We start from the raw sequence: 1,056 nt of genomic DNA, 5'->3' as shown, positions 1-1,056 counted from the left end.
GCCTATGAATATGACAAGGAAAGCACGAACTATTCGCGCACCGCACTCGAACAGGCCCTGCGGATCCTCGCGCAGGATCCGAGCGTCAAGGATATCACCATCCTTGCCCATTCCATGGGAACCTGGCTTGCAATGGAATCCCTGCGCCAGATGGGCATTCGCGACGGACATGTGAATCCCAAGATCCGCGACGTCATTCTTGCCTCGCCCGACATCGACATCCAGGTCTTCGCCAAGCAGTTCGTGGAAATGGGCACGCCACATCCGAAATTCACGATCTTCGTGTCGCAGGATGATCGGGCTCTGGCGGTATCGAGCTTCATCACCGGCAAAGTTTCACGGCTCGGCGCAATCGACCCATCCAAGGAGCCCTATCGCAGCAGGCTGGAAGAGGCCGGCATTACCGCCATCGACCTGACAAAGGTCGATACCGGCGATAAGCTCAACCATGGCAAGTTTGCCGAAAGCCCCGAGATCGTCCAGCTGATCGGCCAACGGTTGATGACCGGTCAGCCGCTGACGGATTCCAATATCACCCTCGGCGAAGGCGTCGCCGCCGTTGTCGGCGGCACAGTTCAAACAGTGGGCAAGGTCGCCGGTACCGCCGTCGCCGCCCCGCTGGCAATCGCCCAACGTCCGCCGGTCGCTGCAAAGCCGGTGGAGGTCGAGGATACATTGCGCGGCGATCCGCAATCCAAACCGCTGACACAGTAACGGCGTGATTTACGCAGCCGTTACATCTCGCAACAGCGGCATTTACGGTAACGTACTTCCGCAAATAGCCTCAAAGTAGAAGTCTCTCCCGGTCGAATGGCGACGATCCAGTTGTGGCAGGCTCTGCCCTGCTCAACACCAGGGAGAGCGTAATGTTGAACGACCGTGCGAAGGGGAAGATGTGATGGCCACCAGCTTCTCCAGGAGACTTCTTTCGGCAACCGCGGCAGTCGCAATGAGCCTCGCCGCAGCTCCCCTCGTTTCGATGGCCTACGCACAAGAGGCAGCCCCTACCGCACCGGCAGCGCCAGCTTCTCCCGAAACACCCGACAAGCCGAACAT

General features: G+C 59.4%; 1 protein-coding gene. It reads left to right on the top strand.

The window, feature by feature from the left end; translation table 11 throughout:
• Positions 1 to 714: alpha/beta hydrolase (locus AC1D35_RS36380; protein WP_477942886.1), on the top strand; the 714-nt coding region annotated here is incomplete at its 5' end.
• Positions 715 to 1,056: the final 342 nt, after the last annotated feature.

This window comes from Rhizobium sp. P1_E6, assembly GCF_056405875.1.
This window is presented reverse-complemented; position numbering and strand designations above follow the sequence as displayed.